The following is a 16,235-nucleotide window of genomic DNA, read 5'->3' as shown; positions in this document are numbered from 1 at the left end:
ACCGGGCTAAAGCGTGCCCTTGGCCCAATGGCCAGTTCAAGTCGGTGACAGGCGAAAATGGCATATTACTCTCGTATTAACAATGAGTTAGCGACAAAGAAGAACGGTTTTTCCGGACACTAGTGTATAAAAGCATCAAATAGATAAGTGAAGATGGCGAGTCCCTGGAAACCGTGATAGGCGGCAGTCGCCGTCTATTACCCAGTACTGGCCATTAATGCGGCGATCGCCGTGCGTTTCTTGATATACGGCGAGAGTCGTCTACTATTGAGCCTTGCATAAATGATGAACACATCACAAAGGAAGCTCGGCCTGTTTCCAGAACGCGGTCACCAGTGTCTTCTGGCGTCGCTGCATGGAACGGAGCCTGCGCCGGGCATAGTCACTCAATTCACCGATGTCCCTGGGACAGAAGTTACCCAGCTCATGCGGTTTGAGATGCCCGAACAGATATTCAACCGGGTTGAGCTCCGGCGAATAGGCCGGCAGGAACTCGATCTGAATCTGCCCATTGCAATCCTCGACATACTGACGGACCAGGCGGCTCTTGTGGACCTGCAGGCCATCCCAGATGATCAGCAGCTTCCTGCCGATCTGGCGCTTGAGTGCCTTGAGGAACTCGATGCACTGGGGGGCACGGATCGTACCGGGGAACAGACGAAAGTAGAAACGCCAGAAGCTGACCCCGGCGATCACCGACAGCTGCTTCCAGGTGAAGCTGTACTGGATGACAGGCGTCTGTCCCTTCGGTGCCCAGGTGCGCACCAGTGTGGGCCGTTCCGACAGACCCGATTCATCGACAAACACGATCACACGCCCCTCTTTTGCAGCGTTTTTTTTAGTGCCGGCCAGCGCTTGGTCTTCCACTCCCGCACCGCACGCTCATCGCGCTGCAAGGCGCGCCGGGCCGGCCGCTGGCAGCTGAACCCCATGCGCCCCAGCACGCGGGAGACCTGCGACTCTGACAGCTGCACCCCGAACTGCTCGTCCAGCACCTTCCGCACACGCCCCAGGGTCCAGACCTCGGTGGCAAACCCGCTGGCCAGCGCGCCTTTCAACAGGATCCGCTTCAGCTCACGCAGGTCGGCCTTGTCCAGCGAACCCGGACGGCCGCGCAGACCTGTCGACCGCAGCGCATCCAATCCGCCTTGTTCCAGGCGCCGGGCCCACCCGCAGACCGTTGATCGGGCTACTCCCACGCGTCGCGCCACTTCCGCCTGGGGGACGCCTTTCAAGAGAAGGCGGCCGGCCCGCAGTCGCCGCTTCTCCAGCTCTTTGCATTGCGTCTTGCTGTCCATGGAATCCTCCCAACATACCCGATTCCATAGACAACGAAAACAGAATAATGTTCACTATTTATGCAAGGCTCAATAATAGTTAGGGAACCTCTGATTTATTAACTGATTCGTCCATAATATGCCCCATCCATTGACCCCCTACGACGGAGCTTCGGAATGCGCCAACAGACTCTTGCCGAAGAAGGTTTCGAGAAGTATCGCAAGCCGACCCGCCGGGAACAGTTTCTCGATGAAATGGATCGGATTATTCCCTGGGCGGAACTGTCGGCGGTAATTGAGCCATTTTATCCCAAGGGTGAAGGCCGGGGTCGGCCGCCCGTGGGTGTCGAGCGCATGCTGCGTATCCACTTCCTGCAACACTGGTTCAACCTGTCGGACCCGGCGGTGGAGGAAGCGCTGTATGATTCTCGGGCGATGCGCCGGTTCGTGGGCATCGACCTGGGTCGGGAGCCGGCGCCGGACGAGACGACGATCTGCAAGTTCCGGCACCTGCTGGAGCGCCATAATTTGGGGGACCGGTTGTTTGCGCTGATTGCCGAGTACCTTCAGGAGAACGGTCTCAAGGTCGCCACTGGCACCATTGTGGATGCCACCATCATCAGTGCGCCGAGTTCGACCAAGAACAAGGACGGGAAGCGGGACCCGGAGATGCACCAGACGAAGAAGGGCAACCAGTGGTACTTTGGGATGAAGGCGCACATTGGCGTGGACAGCCGGACCAAACTGATCCATTCGGTGGCCGCCACGGCGGCCAATGTGCATGACAGCCAGTTGCTTCCGGACATGCTGCATGGCGGGGAGACCCGTGTCTGGGGGGATTCGGCCTACACCGGACAAAGCGAGGTGATCCGCAAGCATGCGCCGAAGGCCAAGGACTTTACCCAGAAGAAGGGCAGCCGCCACCGATCCCTGACGGACGCAGAACGTGCGAAGAATCGTACCAAATCGAGGGTTCGTGCCAAGGTTGAACATCCTTTTCTGATCCTCAAGCGCGTGTTTGGCTTCAACAAGGTCCGTTACCGGGGTCTGGACAAGAACGCCAACTGGTTGTTCGTGGCTTGTGGGCTGGTCAATTTGTACATGGCGCGAAGGCGACTGGCGTGCCTGACGTAGGGTTTGTGTGCCTGAAATCCGCCGGGAGACCAGAATATCGGAACAATCAGCGCAATATCGGGCCTGACAGCACCGAATAACGCGCATTCGTAGCCCGATTTCCTGATTCAACGAGAAATGCATCAAAATCTTGCTCTCAGCATGAATAGATCAGACCTTCCTTAGGTGTAAATACGATGACAAACAAAGATCGCATTCTGGATTCATTGAATAAGCATGGCCCGATGTGCGATGACTGCTTGTCTTCTGAGACAAAGATCAATCCTCGCCAAACGATAAATATCGCCTGCCGATCAATGGCAGAGGATAATCTTCTGGTGCGCTCTAAGGATCTTTGTCCGAATTGTAGAGGTACGAAAATAATCAATCGAGTTAGAGACTCTGCCGGAATCAAATACCGAGAAGAATCGGTATCGGGTAATCCATTTCCTAACCGAGTGGAACCAATAAAAAACCACGATGTCGAGGGCTTTTCCGAGGATGAAATCAAGCAGGTTCTAGGGCGTGTTAACACTAATGCTGATATACTACATCCATGAAAATTACATCAGCAGAATTCAAAGTCATCGAAAAGTTACTGCCAAAACAGCGGGGTAACGTTTCCATATCCAATTTACAGGTACTCAATGCCATTTTGTATGTCGCGGAACACGGCTGCAAATGGCGAGGATTACCGAAAAAGTTCGGCAATTGGCATACGATTTACACGCGCGCCAACCGGTGGGCCAAGAAAGGCGTCCTGGATCATGTGTTCGCCGCACTGCAGGAAAACGATGTCATCAACATTCAGGTGGATCATGTATCGCTCGATAGCACAGCTGTCAAAGTGCATCCTGATGGAACGGGCGCATTAAAAAAAACGGTCCACAATCGATTGGTAAATCGCGCGCGGGCTGGACAACCAAAATTCACATGGTTGCGGCTGACGCCAGAACAGCCGTGACGTTCTCGCTTTCTCCTGGTCAGGCAGGTGATGCGCCGGAGGGAAGAAAGCTGCTGAAAACCCTTGAAAATAAAGGATGGGAGGGGACGCATGTCATTATGGACAAAGCCTACGAAGGCGATGAAACGCGCCAGTTGGTATTGGAACTTGAAATGCTTCCTGTCGTCCCGCCCAAAAACAATCGGCTGAGCGTGTGGGAATATGACAAAGAGATGTACAAGAAACGCAACGAGGTCGAACGGCTGTTTCGTCGGCTGAAGGGTTTTCGCCGGATCTTCTCGCGATTCGACAAACTGGATTGCGTTTTCATCTTCTTCATTCATTTCGCACTGATTGTCGACGCACTGATTAGTGTTAACACGCCCTAGTAGACTGGCTGTCAAAAGATGGGTGGCAGACAACCGTTGCATGGGGGAAAACCCGTGGAATAGATGTTGATGCGACGAGAGGAAACGAAAGGTGGGTAATTGAGGTAAAAGGTCCAGGTTCAAGGCAACCGATGCGGGTTAACTATTTCATAGGTATTCTGGGTGAAACATTACAGAGAATGGATGACCCGGATGCACGGTATTCAATAGCGTTGCCAGACCTGCCTCAGTATCGAGGGCTTTGGGAGCGGCTGCCAAGTCTCGCTAAGTCAAGAACAAAGATTTCAATTATGTTTGTTTCCATTAACGGAGATATTGAGATAAATGGTATTGATTGAACACCTAACAACCACATCAAGTCGTTCGCGTCGCTCACTCGGACGCGCGTGCCGCGCGCCGCTTATGTGAACCGTTATGCGCCGATGAAGACGTAGCAGAAACTTATCCTTATCCTTGACACAAGGATTTTCCGTGCTATCCTTAACCTTAATCCAAGGATATTAGAAGGAGAGGCGGATATGCACACACATACTATTCAAGTCGATGAAGAAGTCTACAAAGCCCTAGAGCAGAGGGTAACCGGGTTTGGAGACACGCCAAATCAAGTGCTTAGGAGGCTTCTAAATCTTTCAGCGGCCAAAACCCAGCCCCCTCGGCCACCACAGCGGCAAATGAAACGTGCACAAGGGAAGGCTCCAAAAACCAATGTGAGAGACCTAATAGCCGTGGGCAGCTTACGGGAAGGCCAAAAACTCTATTTGCACGATTACCAGGGCAATAGACTACCGGGTATTGAGGCGATGCTTCGAGGAAATCAGCTCGAGTACAAGGGCCAGTTTTATTCTATGTCTGCTCTAACCAAGAAGCTCATGCAGCAGCAGGGTTACCAAAGCGACGCTTATCGAGGGCCGAAGTTTTGGCATACACAGGATGGGCGCAGCGTCAGTGAACTGTGGGATGAATACATGAAGGCTGGAATGAAGAAGAAGAGCGCATAACAACGCCTTCGAGAGTCGACAGCCTGCTACGCAGGCTGCGCCTCAAGGCGGGCGTTATGCGATAAGAGAATCATGAGCACATATACCTGGAATGCAGAAGATTATGAGAAAAATTCCAAAGCCCAGCAGAGATGGGCTAGGGAGCTTATCAATAAATTGTCACTTACCGGCTCTGAACCGCCCCGGATATTCCGGAGACTATTTTGTTTGAGTCAGGCCGCCTTGGCCGACTCTTGCTGGTGGCGATAATACGCCGTTTCCAACTCCGCCGGTGGTACATTGCCGATCGGCTCCAGCAGCCGCCGGTGGTTGAACCAGTCCACCCACTCCAGGGTCGCGTACTCGACCGCCTCCATGTTCTTCCAGGGACCCCGCCGGTAGATAACCTCGGCCTTGTACAGGCCATTGATCGTTTCCGCCAAAGCGTTGTCGTATGAGTGTAAGCGCAAAATGACCGACGCCCTTGCGCTGTGGTGCCAAGTGACATTTGGGGGTGGGGTCCAGGGCTTGCAGGACGAGACGGGCGTGTTACATTGAGCCTCGGCAGGGATGCCGGGATCGCGACAGGGAGCGTCGATGTGAAGGTGCTGTAGGCGCCCGAGGTATCCAATGGCCGTGGCTGCAGGGAGGCGGCCACGGTCCTGCCGTCTCAGGCGCCGGGCAGCAGCGCCTCGATGGCTTCAATGGTATTGGCCCGGGGCAGTTCGCTGAACACCCGCCGCAAGTAGGCATAAGGCTCCAGCCCGTTCGCTTTGGCCGTCTCGATCAACGAGTACAGGTTGGCGCTGGCTTTCACGCCTTTTACGGATGTGCTGAACAGCCAGTTCTTGCGTCCAACCACGAATGGCCGGATGGCATTCTCCGCCCCGTTGTTGTCGATCTCCAGGCGGCCGTCCTCCAGGTAGCGAACTAGCTTGGGCCATTCGTTGTTCAGGTAGTTCAGCGCCTTTCCGGTGGCCGTGGCCGGCGGTACCTGTGGCAGGACCTCGTCCAGCCAGGTCCGCAGGGTTTCGAGCAGGGGTTTGGCGTGGCGCTGCCGATGCGCATGGCGGTCTTTCGGTTCGAGCGTGCGCGCCTGCTTTTCTACCCGGTACAGCTTCTGGATCAGCGCCAGACCCCGATGGGCATGGCCGCCTTTGCGGTTTTTGTGCTTGCCCTTGCCCTGCGCCTGCACCGCCTCGTGGAACTTGCGCCGTGCATGCGCCATGCAGCCCACGTGCGTCAGGCCATGGGCCGCCACAACAGCATTGTATCCATCATAGCCATCCGTTTGCAGATAGCCCGTAAAGCCCTCCAGCAGGCGCTTCGGCACCGTCTGGCTCCGGCTCGGGTCGTAGTCGTACAGCACCACCCGTTGCTCCGGTGGCCCGCCACGCTGCACCCACAGGTAGGACTTCGACCGGGCGGTCTTGCCCGGTGCCTTCAGCACCTGCACCGGCGTCTCGTCCATCTGCACGATGTCATAGGCCAGCAACCGGTCTCGCAGCAGGTTGATCACCGGCTGGACGAGCGCTCCGGCCTGGATCATCCAGTTTGCCAGCGTCGCCCGGGGCAGATCCACCCCGATCCGGTTCAGGATCGTCGCCTGCCGGTACAGCGGCAGCGCATCCTGGTACTTCGAGACCGTGATGTGCGCCAGCAGGCCCGGTGAGGCCAGGCTTTTGGGGATCGGCTGGGGCGGCAGCGGTGCGGTCTTGATGCACTGGCCGCAGGTGCAGGCGTACTGCTTGCGGATGTGCCGGATCACACGGATCTTCGCCGGGACGATATCCAGCTGTTCGGAACTCACCTCGCCGATCTCGGCCAGCCGGGCACCATCGCGCGGGCAGAACCGGTCCGGCTCCGGTAACTCGTGGACCACCTCGATACGAGGCAGTGTGTCGGGTAATGGCTTGCGACCGCGCTTCCTGCGGGTGTGTGCGGGGACCGCGACGACGGCGTCTTCATCAGACTCCGCAGCCTCGGCCTCAACCTCGGCTTCGTCGAACAGCCGGATCTGGTCGGGCGAGAGTTTTTCGCTGCTGGCCGCATAGCGCCGGGCCAGTGCGAGGTTCAGTTGTTCGGTGAGGGTGAGTACCTGCGCCTTGTAGCGCTGGTTCTCCGTGGTGAGTTGTTCGTTGCGGCTGAGCTGGTCGGCGACCAGTGCCTTGAGGGCTTCGACGTCATCCGGCAGCTGATCCAGTGCAATCGGCATGCACTCCATTATACGACAATGACCGGTAAAATACGCTACAAAACACTGCGATAGTGCAACCGTTCATGCGGCTGGAGGCGCATGACATCGTAACCGTCCAGCAGCCAGTTCAGTTGCTGGCCGGTCAGCGTGATGACCTCCGCATCCACCTTGCGCGGCCACTTGAAGCGGTCCCGCTCCAGGCGCTTGTGCCACAGGCAGAAGCCGTTGCGTTCCCAGTACAGGATCTTGACCTTGTCCCGCCGCCGGTTGCAGAACACGAACAGCTGCTCGGAGAACGGATCCAGCGCCAGGACCTCTTCTACCAGCACCGCCAGACCGTTGATCCCCTTGCGGAAGTCGACCACGTCCCGGCACAGGTACACAACGGGCAGGTCGTTCGAGGGCCGCATCATCTGAGCGTGGCCGCCGTGTTCAGGACGATCGCCAGGGCAGCGCTGTCCACCTCGCCAGAGAACGCCACCGACACACCGTTCGGTAACTGGATACGCCAGTCGTCACCGGCCGGGATCGGGGCTATCTGCACCCGCTGGAACCGGCTTGGCGGTGTGCGCGGCAGAACCCCCTTGCGAATCAGCGTCTGCTTCCCGGCGTACATCGCCGAGGCGGAGAAACCCTGTTCCGCCGCATACTCGGCAACCGTCTTTCCCGAGGCCTCACAGGCACGGACCTGTTCCAGCCAGTAGCGCTGACGCTCCGTCAGCTCGTTCTCTTCAACTCGATCCATCTTCTTGCTCCGCCATGTTTGAAATGGCGGAGCTTGCAGAAAACAGCTTCAGGCAGGTAGGGCGTCGTTTATTTTGCGGTTACGTATGAGTCACCCCGGCTGCCGACAGAGGCTTCAATACCTGCCTCGGCCAATCGCTCCGTATAGCGCACCGACAGGTACTGGCAACCCCGGTCGCTGTGATGCACTAGACCCTCCGTGTCCCGGCGAGACCACAGCGCCTGCTCCAGCGCATCCAGCACCAGGTCCGTCCGGAGCGAGCGCGACACGCGCCAGCCGACGATCCGGCGGGCGTAGACGTCCACTACGAACGCCACATAGACAAAGCCCGTCCAGGTTGCCACGAAGGTGATATCCGCCACCCACAGCTGGTTCGGCCGCGTCGCCGTAAACTGCCGGTTCACCCGGTCCAGCGGACGGTCCGCCGCCTCATCGCCGACCGTCGTCCGGCAGCGGCGTCCACGTACCACGCCACGCAGCCCCTGCGACCTCATCAGACGCTCCACCGTGCAGCGGGCCACCGGTATCCCTTCCCGGTTAAGCTGTCGCCAGACCTTCCGGGCACCATACACCTGGAAGTTCTCTTCCCAGACCCGCCGGACCTCATCGGACAGTGCCTGGTCGCGCTTCACACGCGGCGGTAGCCGTTCCGGGTCGGCCTCACGGGCCTTGTGTTCGTAGTAGATCGACGGGGCAATCGGCAATACCGCGCAGATCGGCTCGACCCCGTAGCGATCCTTGTGATCGTCGATGTAGGCGATCATCTCCTCAGCTTGCGGTCGAGCTCCGCCTGGGCGAAAAAAGCCGACGCCGTCTTCAGAATCTCGTTGGCCCGCTTCAGCTCCCGGTTCTCCCGCTCCAGCGCCTTGAGCCGCTCACGTTCCGAGGTCGTCAGGCCCTCTCGCAGTCCCTGGTCACGCTCCGCCTGCCTCACCCATTTCCGAAGCGTCTCCGGCGTACAGCCAATCTTGGCCGCAATGGAGGCCATCGCCGCCCACTGTGAACCATGTTCACCCTGGTGCTCGAACACCATGCGAACCGCCCGTTCCCGCACTTCCGGGGAATATCTCGTACTCTTCTTCATGACTCTATCCTCTCAAGAAATAGAGTCTCCGGTAAACCCGGGGCGGTTCAGTTAAGGGATAATCCCTGAAACTGGGGTGAGAGATGACAACGAGAAAACGATATACGAAAGAATTCAAGCTGGATGCCATCCGGCTGGTCACGGAACACGGTTGCAGTAAGGCGGAAGCGGCCCGGAGCCTGTCAATGCCAACATGCTCAGACGGTGGGTCAAGGAATACGAGGCCGACGAGGGCCAGGCCTTCGGAGGGAAGACGTTTCTGACGCTGATCACTGATCAGCCGGTGACAACGCCCTGAAGAAGGCCATTCCGGAGGGGCTAAGCGCCCTGCGGTCCATGTTGTTCCGGGCGGATCTCGGGGCTGAAGAATTCCTCGGCCTCGTCGATGTCCACGGGTTGCCCGTCCTTGTCGACCAGTGGCAGCTCGAAGTCGTTCCAGCCGCGCAGGCCGGTTTTCAGTGAATAGACTTGCTGGTAGCCCATCTGCTGCATGACGTAGGCGGCCAGGGCGCTGCGGTTGCCGGAGCGGCAGATGACCACCACCGGCCGTTCCCGGGCCGCGGCCAGCTCGGGCACGGTCTCGTCATAGCCCCAGTCACAGGCGCTTTCCAGGATGCCGCGAGGCACATTGATCGAGCCCTCGATGTGCATGGGTTCGAATTCATAGGGTTCGCGGGTGTCCACCAGCAGCACATCGGGTTTCTGTTCCAGCAGTTCCTCCATGTCCCAGGGGAAGACTTCCTGGATGTGTGGCAGGCAGGCCTCGACGAGATCGACGAATCGTTTCATGCGGGGTCGGACTCCGGTTTCAGTCTGAATTGCGGGAGCTGTCGACGCGGTTGGAGCGCAGTCCCTGTTCGACGGCGATGACTGCGGCCTCGACGCGCGAGTGGACGCCGAGCTTGCGCAGTATGCCCTTGACGTGCAGCTTGACGGTGCCGTCGGAGATGCCCAGGTTGCGGGCGATGGCCTTGTTGCTCTGACCCTCGGCGAGCAGGCCGAGGATCTCGTTTTCGCGTGGCGTCAGCTTGGAGAAGGGGCTGGGGTCGCGGGGTGTGATGCCTTCTCCCTGGACCACCTTGGCCAGCACCGGGGCGAGGTCCGGTGCCACCACCGTCTTGCCGGCGACGATGTCGCGCAGCGCCACCACCAGGTCGTCGGGCTGCATGTCCTTGATCAGGTAGCCCTGGGCACCGCTGCGCAGCGATTCGACCAGGTCCTGCTCGTTGCTGCTGGTGGTGAGCATGGCGATGGGCATCTCCAGCCCGCTCTTGCGCAGCTGGCGCAGCACCCCGAGGCCGTCCATGCCGGGCATGCGCATGTCCAGCAGCACCACGTCTGGCTGCAGTTCCTCGGCCAGGCGGATGCCTTCCTGGCCGTCGCCGACCGCGGCCACCACCTCTATGCCGCGATGGGCCAGCAGCCCTTGCAGGCCGACCCGGAACAGGGTGTGGTCATCGATGAGGATGATGCGCAGGCTCATGATTCGACCTGACGGATAGGGATGTGGATCTCGTTCGGCCTGGCCTGTGGCGTGCGGAAGCTGAGGTGGATGCGGGTGCCTTCGCCGGCCTCGCTCTCGAAGCGCAGTTCGCCGCCGATGCGCCGCGCCCGTTCCTCCATGATCGACAGGCCGACGTGCTCACCCGGCGCGCCCGGCTTCTGCTGGCCGCTGATGCCGACGCCGTCGTCCTCGATGAGCACGCTGTAACGACCGTCCTCGGTGCCGCGCATCAGCACGCGCACGGTATGTGCCTTGCTGTGCTTGCGCACATTGGCCAGCGCCTCCTGGATGATCCGCACCACCTGGATCTCCACGTCCTCCGGCAGCTCGCGCTGACCCCATTCCTGCTGCAGGAAGATCTGGGCGTCGGATTCGTTGCGGAATCGCTGGACCAGCTTCTCCACTGCCGGGACCAGGCCGCGCCGGTCGATCGGTGCCCGGAAGTGGTCGATCAGGCCGCGCAGCTCGGTGTAGGCCTCGTCCAGGCTGTTCTCGATGCGCTCCAGCTCGGCCCAGAGCGCCGATTCGTCGCCCTGGTGCAGGGTTTCGTCGAGCACCCGCACCTGAAAGCGCAAGCTGGCCAGGGTCTGTGCCAGGGAGTCGTGCAGTTCGTGGGCGATGCGGGTGCGCTCCTCGATGATCGACAGCCGGTTGGCCTCTTCGTCGACACTGGCCTTTTCGATGGCCATGCCCAGGTGGCGGCCGATGCTGATCAGCAGTTCCTGCTCGTCGGCGTTGTCGATGCGGTAGCGGCGTTCCACGAACAGGTTGTAGACACCGAGGGTGCGACCGCGGTACTGCAGCGGTACGGCGACCATCTCGATGTCCTCGTCCTTGAAGAAGGCAGTGCCGGTCAGCCGGTCGCAGACCTTCAGGTCGGGATAGGTCTGGATGGTGCCCTGGTTGGCGACCTTGCCGCAGAGGCAGCGTTCGGAGGGTAGCTGCTGCTCCTTTTCCACCACGTCCTCGCTGAGGCCGAGGCTGGCCACCAGCCGCATCTGGTTGTCCTCGCCGAGCAGGCGCACGGTGGCGGCGCGGGCATGGACCACGTCCTTCAGGGTGTGCAGGAAGCGGGTCAGCAGATCATCGAGGTCTCGCGAGCTGTTGATGCTGGCGGCCACGTCGTAGAGCACTTCCAGGGAGCGGGTCTTGTTCTGGATGTGTGCGGTCTGCTTGCGGACCTGGTTTTCCATGTCCAGGGCCAGCGCCTGCATGCGGTCGCTGATCTGGTTGAGCGCCCCGGCCAGCTCGGCGAACTCGCTGCCGGTGTCGGTCGGCAGGCGATTCGCCAGTCGGCCGTCGAGCATCTGCCGTGCCCAGCCGCGGATCTGCTCCAGCGGTTGGCCGAGTTCGCCCTGGATGCGCCGGGCGAGCAGGGCGAGCAGCAGCAGGGCGAGGCTGGCCAGCAGCGCCGTGGCGGCAGGCGGCAGCTCGGGCAGGAAGGGCAGGAAGGGCAGGGCGCCGAGCAGCAGGATCAGCAAGGCAAGCCCGAACAGGAGGAGACGGCAGGAGAGGGTCGGCCGAGCGTCCGGCTGCTGGGCCGGGGCGCTGTTGCTCTGCTCTGTGGTGGCCGGCTGAACCGTCATGGGCTTCACGAGCTGCTGTATCCCCTGTGGTCGAAGGACAGGCTGCGCACTATAGCACTATCGGGCCCGGGGCTCACCGGGGGTTATTCGTCCGCCTCGGCCGGCGGTTGGCAATTGGGGTCGTTCGGGTTGATGAAGATGAATTCGAAACTGCCCGGCTCCAGCTCGACGTAGTCGATGGTGGTGCCTTCCAGCAGTGGCAGGCTCGGCGGCGCAACCACCAGCTCGATGCCCTCGGAGTTGAACCGCTGGTCGTCCTCGCGGCCGACGTCGTCGAAGCCCATGCCGTAGTGGATGCTGCCATCGGCATTGCGTTGGGCGGCGACGCGCAGCGGCATGCCCTCCATGCGGTTCTGGCGGGCGGACTCGCGGATCTGCTTGGCGGCTTCTGGGGTGACGGTGATCATAGGCGCTATAACCGGTTGGGTTGGGAAAAAACATTATTTTACGTCAGCCGCGCGCCGGCGTCTGCCGTGCGTTTGTTGCGGAAATTGCACTGACGGACGAAGGCCAGGAAGCGCCGGGTCCAGTGGCAGCCGGCGGTGTCGCGCAGATGGGCGTAGCAGGCCAGCAGGTTGTGGCGGATATAGCCGTCGTGGCGTCCGTCGATACCGCTGCCGCGCAGCACCTCGTAGGCGAAGTTCCCGCCGGGGGCCAGGTTTTCCAGCCGCGAGTAGTGGAATTCATGGGCGGCGATCTCGGCCGGGGCCCCCGGCTCGCGTGGCCAGGGGGCGGCCGCGGTCTCGCGGATGCGGATGTAGCCGCGGCCCTGCGGCCGCTCGCACATGAGGATATCGCCGGGGATGACCCCGACCATGGCCGCCCGGCGTTCCTGCCAGCGGATGCTGCGCGCCAGATACATCAGGCCACCGCACTCGGCATAGGTGGGCAGTCCGGCCTCGATGGCCTGGCGAATGGCCTGGCGCAGCGCGACATTGGCCTCCAGCTCGGACAGGCGGCTCTCGGGGAAGCCGCCGCCGATGAACAGGCCGTCGATGGCCTCCGGCAGTTGGCTGTCGCTCAGGGTGTCGAAGGGCAGCAGTTCGGCACCGCCGCGCTCCAGGGCCTCGAGGTCGTCCGGGTAGTAGAAGCCGAAGGCGGCGTCACGGGCGATGGCGATGCGCAGCGGTGCGCCGGATCTGCCGGCTTGCGCCTCCTGGGGCGCGGGCGCCGGCAGGGCTGGGGCGCTGGCGGCGATCTCGCCGAGCGCCTCCAGCTCGACCTGCGCGCCGATGATCTCGCCGATCTCCCTCACCACCCGGTCGGCCTGGTCGGCCTCGTTGCTGGGGATCAGGCCGAGGTGGCGCTCGTCGATGTTCAGCCGCGCGTCGCGGCGCACGGCGCCCAACACGCGCAAGTCGGTGTAGTGCTCGACGGCCTCGCGCAGCTTGCCCTCGTGGCGGGCTCCCCCGACCTGGTTGAGAATCACGCCGGCGAGTCTCAGCCTGGGGTCGAAGCCCTGGTAGCCGAGCAGCAGCGGGGCGATGCCGCGGGTCATGCCGCGGGTGTCGATGACCAGCACCACAGGGGTCTCCAGCAGCCGGGCAAGGGCGGCATTGCTGTCACTGCCGTCCAGGGCCATCCCGTCATAGAGTCCCTTGTTGGCCTCGATCAGGGTGATGTCCGCCTGCGCTGCGCGGCGCGCGACGCTGGCGAGGATCTCTTCCCGTCCCTGGGTGTAGAAGTCGAGGTTGTAGCAGGGCTGGCCGCTGGCGCGTCCCAGCCACATCGGGTCGATGTAGTCCGGGCCCTTCTTGAAGGCCTGCACCCGCTGGCCACGGGCGTGCAGGGCGGCGCAGAGGCCGATGCTCAGGGTGGTCTTGCCGGAGGACTTGTGCGCGGCGGCGATCAGCAGGCGGGACATGGCACGGACCTCAGGATGGAAAACGCGCGGCCATGAGTCTCATGGCCGCGCGCTGCGGGTCATGCCGGGGTGGCTGGCGGAGGCTCAGTGCGCCTTCTCGCCGGCGTGGTGCGGATCGACCACGCGGTCTTCCAGTGTCTCGGGCAGGAAGCGCAGCACCTTGACCCCGACCACCACCGCGGCCAGGGCGATGGCGATGCCGCCGATGCCGAGCACTACCTCGGGCAGGGACGGCGAATAGGCGTTGACGATGCCATCGCTGAAGCTGCTGCTGACCTCCATGCCGGGGAACAGCACCAGCGGATAGGCCTGACCGCCGATGATGATGGTGTAGATCTGGGCGATGCCGCCGAGGATCACCAGGCCGCAGGCCCAGGCGATGGCGCTGCGCGACTTGCCCAGCGTCGGGTGATAGACCATGGCCAGCGGCACCAGGCTGCCGAGCAGGACCTGGCCGATCCAGAACAGCTTGGTGTAGACGCCGCCGTCGAGCAGGATGAAGCGCTCCCAGCCGTGGTGCTCGGTGGCGTACAGGTTGGTCAGGTGATAGACGACGACGAAGAACAGCACGCCGGCGATGAACACGCCGAGCAGGTTCTTCATCCGGTACAGGATCACGTCGCCCAGCTCGCGGCCGGTCCACTTCATGGCGGCCATCAGCACCAGGAGGTAGATCGCCAGGCCGAAGGAGAAGGACATGACGATGAACATCGGGGCATAGATGGCGGCATCGTAGGCCTGGCGCGCGACCAGGAAGCCGAAGATGGAGCCGGTACCGGTGGTCAGGGCCAGTCGCCAGAGGAAGGCGGCGAGGCCGGCCGGCTTGGAGTAGGCGGTCTTGGTCGGGTCCATCATCATCCACAGGTAGACGGCGACGATGGCCATGAAGCCCGTGTAGAGGAAGATGTTCCAGGCGAAGATCGACTTGAAGTTGTAATGGGTCATGGCGACGATCAGCCGGTCGGGGCGGCCCAGATCGAGCACCAGCACGGCCAGGCCGCCGACCAGCAGGGCGATGGCGAGCAGGCCGGAGAGGCGCCCCAGCGGCTTGTAGGGGACCTTGCCGAAGACCGAACCGATGGAGGCGATGTTCAGCGCCCCGGAGGCCGCCACGATCAGGAACACGGCGAACACGTGCGGCGTGCCCCACACCACCTGGTTGTTCATGCCGGTCACCCAGTGACCGTTGTGTTCCATGTAATAAGCGGCGCCTAGGCCCAGGGCGATGATCAGCCCGAGCAGCCCGAGGAGACCGTAGTAGCCGATGCCGTTGTTGGTGACTTCACGAAAATGTATTTTCTGTTTCATTGCCACGGGCTCGTTGTCGTCAAACGGTTGAATGCAATGGGGTCTCAGATGCCGCGGTAGCGGATACCCACGTTGAGGCCGAGATCGGCGCGGATCTGGGTGCCGCCATGCTTGGCCAGTTCCTGGGAGATCCGGCTGTTCGGATCGTTCAGGTCGCCGAAGACGAAGGCGTCGTGACCAGCGGCGGCACAGGCCTCGGCGCAGGCCGGTACGGCGTTGCCGCCATCACGGTCGACGCGATGCACGCAGAGGGTGCAGCTCTCCACCGTGCCCTTGCCACGCGGGGCGGTGGGCAGCTGGTCATGCAGCTCCTCGTGAATGAAGGAGCGCGCCTTGTAGGGGCAGGCCATCATGCAGTAGCGGCAGCCAATGCAGATGTGGCGGTCGACCAGCACGATGCCGTCGGCACGCTTCATCGAGGCGCCGGTAGGGCAGACGTCCACGCAGGGCGGGAACTCGCAGTGCTGGCACATCATCGGCAGCGAGCGGCTGAAGCCGGTCTGCTTGTCGCGGATGTCGACCTTGCGGATCCACTGGGCCTTCTGCAGCTCGGAGGAATGCTTCTCGTTGCTGTTCGGGCCACCCCAGCCGTTCTCCTTCTGGCAGCCGCTGACGCAGGCGTCGCAGCCGGAGGCGCACTTGTTGGTGTCGATCAGCATGCCCCAGCGGTTTTCGCTGGATGCCGGCTGCTCGGCGGGGCGGGCTTGGGCCACGGTGGTCAGGAACACCCCGGGGGCAACGGCCACACCGGCTGCGCCCGCGGCGGTACCGAGAAAGCGGCGCCGGGAGGTATTGGTGTCAGTTGTGCTGCTCATTGCAACTGTCCCTCTACTGCGTGGAATCCGGTGTGCTTCGGCGTCGGCGTGTCGCGATGGCATTCGAAGCAGTCGATGGTCACGGCTGCATAGCTGTGGCAGCTCTTGCAGAAGTGCTTCTCGCTGTCGACGTGCACCGCCTCGGCCGAGTCGGCTTCCGGCACATGGCAGTTGATGCACTGCTCGAGACTGAAGCGCTTGGTGCGGATGCCCTCGCGCAGCGCCTCGTCACGGTGCTTCAGAAGGTACTTCATATGGTTCTTGCGCATCTCTGCCGTCGGCGCCACGCAGCCCTGGGCGTCGCTCACCCGGGCCTTGGCCTCGGGCACCTGGGGCAGGGGAACCTCTGCCTGCGCGAGCAGCGGGAGACTGGCCAGGGCCAGTCCCGCTGCCAGCAGGAGGGCATGCAAGCTTTGCAGCAATCGAGTCATGA

General features: G+C 61.6%; 16 protein-coding genes, 3 pseudogenes and 1 other annotated feature. Of the genes and pseudogenes, 5 read left to right on the top strand and 14 right to left on the bottom strand.

Annotated elements, in window-relative coordinates; all coding sequences use genetic code 11:
- Positions 1-294: 294 nt before the first annotated feature.
- Positions 295-1,298, bottom strand: a protein-coding gene (locus tag QVG61_RS07515) for an IS630 family transposase (RefSeq protein WP_289930011.1) whose coding sequence is annotated in 2 segments (ribosomal slippage) — positions 295-833 and positions 833-1,298 — 1,005 coding nt in all. Because the reading frame shifts where the segments join, the coding sequence is not laid out codon by codon here.
- 156 nt (positions 1,299-1,454) lie between these two features.
- Here QVG61_RS07515 and QVG61_RS07510 point away from each other — a divergent pair.
- The 4 genes from QVG61_RS07510 to QVG61_RS07495 all read left to right on the top strand — a co-directional run bounded on the left by QVG61_RS07510 (position 1,455) and on the right by QVG61_RS07495 (position 4,720).
- Complete coding sequence (locus tag QVG61_RS07510; RefSeq protein WP_289930010.1) at positions 1,455-2,411, top strand: IS5 family transposase; 957 nt, start codon at positions 1,455-1,457, stop codon at positions 2,409-2,411.
- 176 nt (positions 2,412-2,587) lie between these two features.
- The gene (locus QVG61_RS07505) at positions 2,588-2,950 is read left to right on the top strand and encodes a hypothetical protein (protein WP_289930008.1); all 363 of its coding nucleotides are present in this window, start codon (positions 2,588-2,590) and stop codon (positions 2,948-2,950) included.
- A protein-coding gene (locus QVG61_RS07500) for an IS5 family transposase (protein ID WP_289930007.1) occupies positions 2,947-3,722 on the top strand; the annotation gives its coding sequence in 2 pieces (ribosomal slippage) (positions 2,947-3,262 and positions 3,262-3,722; 777 coding nt in all). The genes QVG61_RS07505 and QVG61_RS07500 overlap by 4 nt, the downstream gene beginning before the upstream one ends.
- Positions 3,723-4,240: 518 nt before the next feature.
- The gene (locus QVG61_RS07495; protein ID WP_289930006.1) at positions 4,241-4,720 is read left to right on the top strand and encodes a hypothetical protein; all 480 of its coding nucleotides are present in this window, start codon (positions 4,241-4,243) and stop codon (positions 4,718-4,720) included.
- A 212-nt stretch (positions 4,721-4,932) separates the two neighbouring features.
- On the opposite strand, the pseudogene QVG61_RS07490 reads toward QVG61_RS07495, so the two are convergent.
- From QVG61_RS07490 to QVG61_RS07470, 5 genes and pseudogenes are all read right to left on the bottom strand, one after another.
- A pseudogene (locus QVG61_RS07490) lies at positions 4,933-5,157 on the bottom strand (integrase core domain-containing protein); the annotation flags it as partial.
- A gap of 212 nt (positions 5,158-5,369) precedes the next feature.
- Positions 5,370-6,914 (bottom strand): IS66 family transposase, encoded by a 1,545-nt coding sequence (locus tag QVG61_RS07485; protein ID WP_289930005.1) that lies wholly within the window; start codon positions 6,912-6,914, stop codon positions 5,370-5,372.
- 35 nt (positions 6,915-6,949) lie between these two features.
- Positions 6,950-7,309, bottom strand: coding sequence for an IS66 family insertion sequence element accessory protein TnpB (tnpB, locus tag QVG61_RS07480; protein WP_289930004.1), 360 nt, complete (start codon positions 7,307-7,309; stop codon positions 6,950-6,952).
- Positions 7,306-7,641: a hypothetical protein gene (locus QVG61_RS07475; protein WP_289930003.1), complete on the bottom strand. Its 336-nt coding sequence runs from the start codon at positions 7,639-7,641 to the stop codon at positions 7,306-7,308. The genes tnpB and QVG61_RS07475 overlap by 4 nt, the downstream gene beginning before the upstream one ends.
- Before the next feature lie 83 nt (positions 7,642-7,724).
- Positions 7,725-8,725 (bottom strand): annotated as a pseudogene (locus tag QVG61_RS07470) (IS3 family transposase); the annotation flags it as partial.
- Positions 8,331-8,447: a sequence feature (AL1L pseudoknot), on the bottom strand. (Overlaps the previous pseudogene by 117 nt.)
- 83 nt (positions 8,726-8,808) lie before the next feature.
- Between QVG61_RS07470 and QVG61_RS07465 the strand changes: the two are divergent.
- Positions 8,809-8,975: pseudogene (locus QVG61_RS07465) on the top strand (transposase); the annotation flags it as partial.
- A gap of 68 nt (positions 8,976-9,043) precedes the next feature.
- Here QVG61_RS07465 and QVG61_RS07460 read toward each other — a convergent pair.
- The 8 genes from QVG61_RS07460 to QVG61_RS07425 form a co-directional block, all read right to left on the bottom strand.
- Positions 9,044-9,514, bottom strand: coding sequence for a rhodanese-like domain-containing protein (locus QVG61_RS07460; RefSeq protein ID WP_289930002.1), 471 nt, complete (start codon positions 9,512-9,514; stop codon positions 9,044-9,046).
- A gap of 19 nt (positions 9,515-9,533) precedes the next feature.
- Positions 9,534-10,208, bottom strand: a complete 675-nt coding sequence (locus QVG61_RS07455) for a response regulator (protein WP_289930001.1) — start codon at positions 10,206-10,208, stop codon at positions 9,534-9,536.
- Positions 10,205-11,815 carry a histidine kinase gene (locus QVG61_RS07450; protein ID WP_289930000.1) on the bottom strand — a complete coding sequence of 537 codons (1,611 nt, stop codon included), beginning with the start codon at positions 11,813-11,815 and terminating at the stop codon, positions 10,205-10,207. The genes QVG61_RS07455 and QVG61_RS07450 overlap by 4 nt, the downstream gene beginning before the upstream one ends.
- Positions 11,816-11,898: 83 nt before the next feature.
- Positions 11,899-12,222: an iron-sulfur cluster assembly accessory protein gene (locus tag QVG61_RS07445; RefSeq protein WP_289929999.1), complete on the bottom strand. Its 324-nt coding sequence runs from the start codon at positions 12,220-12,222 to the stop codon at positions 11,899-11,901.
- Positions 12,223-12,260: 38 nt separating this feature from the next.
- On the bottom strand, positions 12,261-13,679 hold the full coding sequence (locus QVG61_RS07440; protein ID WP_289929998.1) for a cobyrinate a,c-diamide synthase: 1,419 nt from the start codon (positions 13,677-13,679) through the stop codon (positions 12,261-12,263).
- 84 nt (positions 13,680-13,763) lie between these two features.
- A complete protein-coding gene (nrfD, locus tag QVG61_RS07435; protein ID WP_289929997.1) occupies positions 13,764-14,987 on the bottom strand; it encodes an NrfD/PsrC family molybdoenzyme membrane anchor subunit in 1,224 nt (407 codons plus the stop codon).
- Positions 14,988-15,031: 44 nt separating this feature from the next.
- On the bottom strand, positions 15,032-15,802 hold the full coding sequence (gene dsrO / locus QVG61_RS07430) for a sulfate reduction electron transfer complex DsrMKJOP subunit DsrO (protein ID WP_289929995.1): 771 nt from the start codon (positions 15,800-15,802) through the stop codon (positions 15,032-15,034).
- Positions 15,799-16,233 (bottom strand): sulfur reduction protein DsrJ, encoded by a 435-nt coding sequence (locus QVG61_RS07425; RefSeq protein WP_289929993.1) that lies wholly within the window; start codon positions 16,231-16,233, stop codon positions 15,799-15,801. Before QVG61_RS07425 ends, dsrO begins: the two co-directional genes overlap by 4 nt.
- Positions 16,234-16,235 lie beyond the last annotated feature (2 nt).

The organism is Thiohalobacter sp. IOR34 (genome assembly GCF_030406045.1).
Classification (GTDB): Bacteria; Pseudomonadota; Gammaproteobacteria; order Thiohalobacterales; family Thiohalobacteraceae.
The sequence above is the reverse complement of the archived record's forward strand: the minus strand, read 5'-3'. Positions and strand labels throughout refer to the sequence as shown.

Coding starts and splice junctions, on each gene's coding strand:
- QVG61_RS07510 (WP_289930010.1), top strand. CDS start 1,455: ATGCGCCAACAGACTCTTGCCGAAGAAGGTTTCGAGAAGTATCGCAAG.
- QVG61_RS07505 (WP_289930008.1), top strand. CDS start 2,588: ATGACAAACAAAGATCGCATTCTGGATTCATTGAATAAGCATGGCCCG.
- QVG61_RS07495 (WP_289930006.1), top strand. CDS start 4,241: ATGCACACACATACTATTCAAGTCGATGAAGAAGTCTACAAAGCCCTA.
- QVG61_RS07485 (WP_289930005.1), bottom strand. CDS start 6,914: ATGCCGATTGCACTGGATCAGCTGCCGGATGACGTCGAAGCCCTCAAG.
- tnpB (WP_289930004.1), bottom strand. CDS start 7,309: ATGATGCGGCCCTCGAACGACCTGCCCGTTGTGTACCTGTGCCGGGAC.
- QVG61_RS07475 (WP_289930003.1), bottom strand. CDS start 7,641: ATGGATCGAGTTGAAGAGAACGAGCTGACGGAGCGTCAGCGCTACTGG.
- QVG61_RS07460 (WP_289930002.1), bottom strand. CDS start 9,514: ATGAAACGATTCGTCGATCTCGTCGAGGCCTGCCTGCCACACATCCAG.
- QVG61_RS07455 (WP_289930001.1), bottom strand. CDS start 10,208: ATGAGCCTGCGCATCATCCTCATCGATGACCACACCCTGTTCCGGGTC.
- QVG61_RS07450 (WP_289930000.1), bottom strand. CDS start 11,815: ATGACGGTTCAGCCGGCCACCACAGAGCAGAGCAACAGCGCCCCGGCC.
- QVG61_RS07445 (WP_289929999.1), bottom strand. CDS start 12,222: ATGATCACCGTCACCCCAGAAGCCGCCAAGCAGATCCGCGAGTCCGCC.
- QVG61_RS07440 (WP_289929998.1), bottom strand. CDS start 13,679: ATGTCCCGCCTGCTGATCGCCGCCGCGCACAAGTCCTCCGGCAAGACC.
- nrfD (WP_289929997.1), bottom strand. CDS start 14,987: ATGAAACAGAAAATACATTTTCGTGAAGTCACCAACAACGGCATCGGC.
- dsrO (WP_289929995.1), bottom strand. CDS start 15,802: ATGAGCAGCACAACTGACACCAATACCTCCCGGCGCCGCTTTCTCGGT.
- QVG61_RS07425 (WP_289929993.1), bottom strand. CDS start 16,233: ATGACTCGATTGCTGCAAAGCTTGCATGCCCTCCTGCTGGCAGCGGGA.